Raw genomic sequence first — 6,902 nt, forward strand, 5'->3', positions numbered from 1 at the left:
CGCGGCGCACCACGACAGATACGGTGCCAGCGCCGACACGGCCAGCCCCAGGTCGTCGAACACGGCCACGCCGGCATCGCGCAGCGACTGCCGGCATTGCGCGGCGCCGGTATCGATGGCGGCGAACAAGCGCGGATGCGCGCGGGCCACGTCGGCCAGCGCATCGGCCATGCGGTCCAGCATGTAGCCCGGCGCGTACACCACCACCGTGTCGATGGCATCCGAGATAGCCAGGGCCTGCAACGCGGCGCGCACGAATCCGGGGTTGTTGACCACATTGCCTGTCACGTCCACCGGATTGCCCACCATGCCGTAGTCGGGAATGCCGCCGCGCAAGGTCTGCTGCAAACCGGCCGGCAGGTCGGGCAGTTCCAGACCCGCGGCCACGAAGCGGTCGGCCAGGATGGCGCCCAGCGCCCCCGACATGGTCAGCACCGCCACGCGCCTTCCCGCGCTGCGGTGCCGCAGGCTGGCCAGATAGGCCAGTTGCGCCATCTGGGCGAAATCATGGGCCTCGATGACATCCAGCTGGCGGAACGCGGCGCTGTAGATGCGGCGGTCGCCAGCCAGCGCCGAGGTATGCGAACGCACAGCCTGTGCGCCCTTGTCGGTGGCGCCGGCCTTCAGGGCAATCAGCACCTTGTCGCGGCGTTGCAGTTCACGGCAGGCCTGCACGAAGCGCGGGCCGTCGCGCAACTGTTCCAGGTAGCCCAGCACGATCTCGGTTTGCGGATCCTGCGCCAGGTATTCCAGATAGGCGGAGAAGTCGACGCAGGCCTCGTTGCCCGTGTTGATGAACTGCGAGAACGGCAGGCCCAGGCGCCGCGCAATAGCGTATACGGCGGCGCACACATTGCCGCTTTGCGTCAGCAGGCTGACCTGGCCCGGTTCCTGCTGCATCGGCGCGGTCTTGAACACCGACGCGAACGCGGTGTGGGCCTGGGTGTTCAAATTGGCGAAGCCCATGCAGTTCGGGCCGGCCACGATCATGCCGGACTGCGCGGCGTAATCTTCCATCTCCCGCTGCAGGCGCGCGCCGTCGCCGCCCGCCTCGGCAAAGCCGGCCGCATACACAATGGCCGCCCGTACTCCGCGCGCGTGGCAGCGGCGCAGCATGGGCGTGACCTCGGCGGCGCCTATTGCCAGCACCGCCAGGTCCACGCCCTGGGGCACGGACTCGATGTCCGGCCAGCATCGCAGGCCGAAAACTTCCTGGTACTTGGGGTTGACCGGATAGATCAGCCCGCCATAGCCAAAACGCGTCAACAGGTCCAGCGGCATGCCGCCGATGCGCCCAGCGTCGCCGCTGGCGCCGATCAGCGCGATAGAGCCCGGGTTCAGCAGGGGTTCCAGGCGGTGCGTCATGCCGCCCCGCCCGACTTGTTGCGCTGGATGGCCTGGGCCAGCCCGCGCTCGCGCACGGCGCGGAATTCCTCGGTCAGGTGAGACAACTGGTGCGTGTCGAAGTGCGCCGCCAGCGCGGTGCGGAAGCCCTGAGCATCGGCACCGCGATTGAGCGAGCGCTTCAGCAGCTTCAGGCCGAAGGGCGGAGCCTGCGCCACGCGCTGCGCCAGCGCCAGGGTGGCGGCGTCCAGTTCGGCAACCGGAACCACACGGTTCGCCATGCCGATGCGCAGGGCCTCCTCGGCGCCGATTTTCTCGCCGGTGAACAGCATTTCCTTGGCCTTGCGCAAGCCCATCACCCAGGGGTGGATCAGTACCTCGGTGGCGGCGGCCGCCAGCGTATGGCCCACCGGATCCGAGAAATAGGCGTCGTCGGCACAGACCACCAGGTCGCACATATTGGCGATCATGAAGCCGCCAGCCACGCAGGCGCCCTGCACCTGGGCGATGGTGGGCTTGGGGAAGTCCCAGATGCGCAGGCAGTACCCGTAGTAGCGCAGGGACTCATATTCCCAGCGCTCTTCCACGGTAAAGTCGGCGCGCTTGGCCTGGGCTTCTTTCAAGTCGTGGCCCGCCGAAAAATGCGCGCCCTGCCCGGCCAGCACCACCACGCGCACGCTGTCGTCATCGGCCGCGGCGGCCAATGCATGGTCCAGTTCGTCCAGCATTTGCTGGCTTTGCGCATTGCGGGCCTCGGGCCGCGCCAGGCTGATGCGGCGCACGGCGCCGTGCTGTTCCACGGCCAAAGTGGCGTAGTCCATAAAGTCTCCTCGTCCGGTGCCTTGATGCCCGGTCGAATTGAATTTACGCCCACCAATTCCTAAAATACAAAATAATCTTCAATAATTTCCCATAATATGAACACCTCTAAAACCACCGGCGGCACCCAGAGCATGCGGCGCGCGCTGGGCCTACTGCGGGTGCTGGCCCAGCACCAGGACGAAGGCATAGACCTGCAAGGCGTCATGGCCGGCACCGGCCTGGAACGCTCGACGGCGCACCGGCTACTCAGTTGCCTGCTTGAAGAACGTTTCGCCGAACGCGACCCCGTCAGCCGCAAGTACCGGTTGGGCGTGGATTCCATGCAACTGGGCTTCGCGTCGCTGCGCCACACGCCGCTGCTGGATGCGCTGCGGCCATTCGCGCAGAAGCTGGCGCGCCTGTCGGGCGACACGGTGTTCCTGGTGATACGCCAGGGCGACTACGCGCTATGCCTGCTGCGCGAAGCCGGCTCTTTCCCCGTGAAAGTGTTCACCATCGACCAGGGCGAACGCCGCCTGCTGGGCGTGGGCGCGGGCGGGCTGGCGCTGTTGTCCAGCCTGCCTGACACCGAAATCGCGCAGTTGGTCGATCGCCATGAACATCTATACGCGCAGGCCGGTTTCACGCGCACTGCGCTGATGAAACTGGTGCGGCAAACCCGGCATGACGGCTATTCCGCCATTATCGACACCATTACCCCTGGTGTGTCGGGCGTGGGCGTGGCCTTTCCGGTGTCGGAACTGACCTGGGTGGCATTCAGCTTCGGCGCGATCAGCAGCCGGCTGGACGCCAAGCGGCGGGTGCAAATGGGGAAGCTGCTGCATGCCGAATGCGCGGCATGGGCAAGAGAATACGCGGCAGCGTGAAATGGGCGGTCGGGTGTCTGGCTCCCGCCAGAGTGCCAGACACCGTCCGGCCGATACCGTCGTGACACACAACGGTATCAGGCAGACACTAGTCAGACGCGCTCGAAAATGGCGGCGATGCCCTGCCCGCCGCCGATGCACATGGTCACCAGCGCATAGCGGCCCTGCACGCGCTGCAGTTCATACAGCGCCTTAACCGTGATGATGGCGCCGGTGGCGCCGATGGGATGCCCCAGGCTGATGCCGCTGCCGTTGGGATTGACCTTGGCCGGGTCGAAGCCCAGTTCGCGCGATACGGCGCAAGCCTGTGCCGCGAAGGCCTCGTTGGCCTCGATCACGTCCATCTGGTCCACGCCCAGCCCGGCACGCTTCAGGGCGGCTTGCGTGGCCGGCACCGGGCCGATGCCCATGATCTCCGGGTCGACGCCCGCATGGGCGTAGGCCACCAGGCGGGCCAGCGGCTTCACGCCGCGCTTGGCGGCCACGCTGGCGTTCATCAGCACCACGGCGGCGGCCCCGTCGTTCAGGCCGGAAGCATTGCCGGCCGTGACCGTGCCGTTTTCTTTCTTGAACACCGGCCGCAAGCCGGCCAGGTTTTCGGCCGTGACATCGCCGCGTACATGTTCATCGGTATCGAACGTGACCTCGCCCTTGCGCGTCTTGATGACGAAGGGCACGATCTGCTCGCGGAAGCGGCCGGTTTCGATGGCCGCCGCGGCGCGGCGGTGCGATTCCGCCGCCAGCGCGTCCTGGTCGGCGCGGCTGATACCGAACTTGGCCGCCACATTCTCGGCGGTAACGCCCATGTGCATGCGGCCGAAGGGGTCGGACAAGGCGCCGGTCATCATGTCGAGCAGCGCGGCATCGCCCATGCGCGCGCCCCAGCGCTGCGCCGGGGCGATATACGGCGCACGGCTCATGCTTTCGGCGCCAGCGCCGATGGCGATGTCCGCGTCGCCCAGCATGATGGTCTGCGCCGCCGACACAATGGCCTGCAGGCCTGAACCGCACAGGCGGTTGACGTTGAAGGCCGGCGTTTCCTTGCCGATGCCCGCGTTCATGGCCGCCACGCGCGACAAGTACATGTCGCGCGGTTCCGTATTGATGACATGGCCCACCGCGACATGGCCCACCTCGGTGCCCTGCACGCCGGCGCGCGTCAGCGCTTCCTTGATGACGGCAGCGCCCAGGTCGATGGGCGGCACGTCTTTCAGCGCGCCGCCAAAATCGCCAATGGCGGTACGGGCGCCAGCGGCGACGATGACTTCATTCATGGCGTTTCTCCTGGAATCCTGCATGCCGGCACCATACCGGCAAGGATGATGAGATCAATCATAACCCTGTGCACTGCGGCGCACGATGCCGGCCTACTTGCCCTTGGCGGCCCGCCGCGCGGCGAAATCGGCTACGGCCCGGGCATGCTCCGGTGTCTTGTGCGCCAGCGACTGGTAGGCCGCCGACAGTTCCAGCAGCGTATCCAGGCGCGTGTGCTGGCCTTCGCGCAGCAAGCGCTTCGTCAGGCGCACCGCGTCGGCCGAATTCGCGGCGATACGGCGCGCCAGGGAGCGGGCCTGCGGCAGCAGTTCGTCGGCCGGCACCACGCGCGAGATCAAGCCCCATTCCAGGGCCGTGGCCGCATCGATGGCGTCGCCCGTGTACGACATCTCGGCGGCCCGCGCCATGCCTATCAGGCGCGGCAAGAACCATGCCCCGCCGTCACCCGGCACAATGCCCAGCTTGACGAAGCTCTCGGCGAAGCTGGCCTGCTCGGCCCCGATGCGCATGTCGCACATGCAGGCCAGGTCGCAGCCCGCGCCGATGGCCGGCCCGTTAACGGCGGCAATGGTGGGCACTTCCAGGGCGTGCCAGGCCAGCGGCAGGCGTTGTATGCCGTGGCGGTACTCCTGGCGCAGCGCCGTGCCGCCCACCTCGGGGCCGATCTGGCGCTGCATGTCGTTGATATTGCCGCCCGACGAAAACACCCGGCCGCGCGCCGTCAGGATGACCACGCGCACCGAGGCATCGCGCTCGATGCGCGCGCAGGCCTGCAACAACGCATCGACCATGCCATTACCGGTCAGCGCGTTGCGGGTCTCGGGGTGGTCCAGTGTCAGCACCACAATGCCGTCGTCGTCTTGCTCGTAATGCAGTAAGTCGTCCATGCCCGCCGTCGCCTCTTTTGATGGTTTGGGTTATCCGGGGCAGCGGCGCCGCACGCGCCCTGCCCGGCCGACTAGCGTAGGCCCCATGGCCATCATGCGTCCAATACTGTTTCGGCCCGGACCGATACCGCGACGGTATCACTGGCGGTTTTCGCCTGGCGCCGATACCAAAAACGTATGGGCCGGCCAAAAAAAAATATTAGACAGGTTTCGGCGGCACGGAGGATAGTCGCTTGCAGCAACGACTGCAGAAACAGACATGATCGATACGCTAGAACTGACGTCCATTCCCCCCGAAGACGAGGCGCTGCGCCAGGACATACGCGCCTTCCTGGACAGCGAGATGGCCGGCGTGCCGGCCGACCGACGGGCGCGCTCATGGATGGGCTTCGACGCCGGCTTCAGCAAGGCGCTGGCCGCGCGCGGCTGGCTGGGCATGACATTGCCGCTCGAGTATGGCGGCGCGGCGCGCGGTCATTTCTCGCGCTTCGTGTTGTCCGAGGAACTGCTGGGCGCCGGCGCGCCGGTATCGGCCCACTGGATCGCCGACCGCCAGAGCGCCCCCCTGATCCTCAAGTACGGCACCGAGGCGCAACGGCAGTTCTACCTGCCCCGCATCTGCCAGGCCGAGGCCTTCTTCTGCATCGGAATGAGTGAGCCCAACTCGGGGTCCGACCTGGCCAGCATCCGTACCCGCGCCGAACGGCGCGACGGCGGCTGGGTGCTGAATGGCGGGAAAATCTGGACCACCAACGCCCACCGGTCGCACTACATGATCGCGCTGGTGCGCACGTCGGGCACGGCGGCCGACCGGCACCAGGGCCTGTCGCAAATCATCGTGGACCTTGCGCTGCCCGGGGTCACCACGCGCCCCATCGAGGACCTGGCCGGCGACGCGCACTTCTCGGAAGTTTTCTTCGACAACGTCGAGCTGGACGATGCCGCGCTGATCGGCACCGAGGGCGAAGGCTGGCAACAGGTGAACGCCGAACTGGCCTTCGAGCGCAGCGGCCCCGAGCGCATCTATTCCAGCATGGCCTTGCTGGAATGCTGGCTGGCGCACTGCCGCCGGGCCGGCATCGACGACCCGCTGACGCGCGACGCGCTGGGCAACATACTGACTCGCATGGCGACGCTGCGCGCCATGTCGCTGGCCGTTGCCGGCCAACTGGCGCGCGGGCTCAGCCCGGCCATCGAAGCCGCCCTGGTCAAAGACCTGGGCACCGAACTGGAACAGGACATCCCGGGCCTGATCGCCGGCGCGCTGGGCCAGGCGCCGGACCAACCCGTGCCGCCCGAGCTGCTGCGCACGCTGGCATATGTGGAGCAGGTCAGCCCCACGTTTTCGCTGCGCGGCGGCACCCGCGAGATCTTGCGCGGCATTATCGCCCGCGGGCTGGGCCTGAGATAAGAAGGAACGACATGGACAATTTATTCGGCGACAGCGCGCAGCGCCTGTTCGCGCAGGCCTACCCGCCCGACGTGCTGCGGGCCATTGAACAAGGCCAGGCGCCGTCATCCGCCTGGCAGGCCGTTGAAGCGTCGGGCTTCCTGGATGCCCTGCTGCCCGAAGACGCGGGCGGCGCCGGCCTGCGCCTGGCGGATGTCGCGCCGCTGGCCCGGGAAGCCGGTGCGCACGCGGTGGGCGCGCCGGTGATCCAGACCATGCTGGCGCGCGCCTGGCTGCACGCCGCCGGCCATACGCCGC

The 6,902-nt window shown here is 67.4% G+C and carries 7 protein-coding genes; 3 read left to right on the top strand and 4 right to left on the bottom strand.

Annotated elements, in window-relative coordinates; genetic code table 11:
- Both LPZ50_RS19585 and LPZ50_RS19590 read right to left on the bottom strand, forming a co-directional pair.
- The coding region (locus tag LPZ50_RS19585) for an acetate--CoA ligase family protein (protein WP_230664000.1) at nucleotides 1-1,365 on the bottom strand (1,365 nt) is incomplete at its 3' end.
- Nucleotides 1,362-2,165 (bottom strand): enoyl-CoA hydratase, encoded by an 804-nt coding sequence (locus LPZ50_RS19590; protein ID WP_230664002.1) that lies wholly within the window; start codon nucleotides 2,163-2,165, stop codon nucleotides 1,362-1,364. The genes LPZ50_RS19590 and LPZ50_RS19585, both read right to left, overlap by 4 nt.
- A gap of 96 nt (nucleotides 2,166-2,261) precedes the next feature.
- On the opposite strand from LPZ50_RS19590, the gene LPZ50_RS19595 reads away from it, so the two are divergent.
- On the top strand, nucleotides 2,262-3,032 hold the full coding sequence (locus LPZ50_RS19595; RefSeq protein WP_230664005.1) for an IclR family transcriptional regulator: 771 nt from the start codon (nucleotides 2,262-2,264) through the stop codon (nucleotides 3,030-3,032).
- Between the two features lie 92 nt (nucleotides 3,033-3,124).
- Here LPZ50_RS19595 and bktB read toward each other — a convergent pair whose 3' ends face one another.
- The gene (gene bktB / locus LPZ50_RS19600; protein WP_230664008.1) at nucleotides 3,125-4,306 is read right to left on the bottom strand and encodes a beta-ketothiolase BktB; all 1,182 of its coding nucleotides are present in this window, start codon (nucleotides 4,304-4,306) and stop codon (nucleotides 3,125-3,127) included.
- A 93-nt stretch (nucleotides 4,307-4,399) separates the two neighbouring features.
- The gene (locus LPZ50_RS19605; RefSeq protein ID WP_230664011.1) at nucleotides 4,400-5,194 is read right to left on the bottom strand and encodes a crotonase/enoyl-CoA hydratase family protein; all 795 of its coding nucleotides are present in this window, start codon (nucleotides 5,192-5,194) and stop codon (nucleotides 4,400-4,402) included.
- A 259-nt stretch (nucleotides 5,195-5,453) separates the two neighbouring features.
- Between LPZ50_RS19605 and LPZ50_RS19610 the strand changes: the two genes are divergently transcribed.
- Both LPZ50_RS19610 and LPZ50_RS19615 read left to right on the top strand, forming a co-directional pair.
- Complete coding sequence (locus LPZ50_RS19610) at nucleotides 5,454-6,605, top strand: acyl-CoA dehydrogenase family protein (RefSeq protein ID WP_230664014.1); 1,152 nt, start codon at nucleotides 5,454-5,456, stop codon at nucleotides 6,603-6,605.
- An 11-nt stretch (nucleotides 6,606-6,616) separates the two neighbouring features.
- The coding region (locus LPZ50_RS19615; RefSeq protein WP_230664018.1) for an acyl-CoA dehydrogenase family protein at nucleotides 6,617-6,902 on the top strand (286 nt) is incomplete at its 3' end.

The organism is Bordetella petrii (genome assembly GCF_020991325.1).
In the GTDB taxonomy this organism is placed as follows: Bacteria; Pseudomonadota; Gammaproteobacteria; order Burkholderiales; family Burkholderiaceae_B; genus Bordetella_A; species Bordetella_A petrii_E.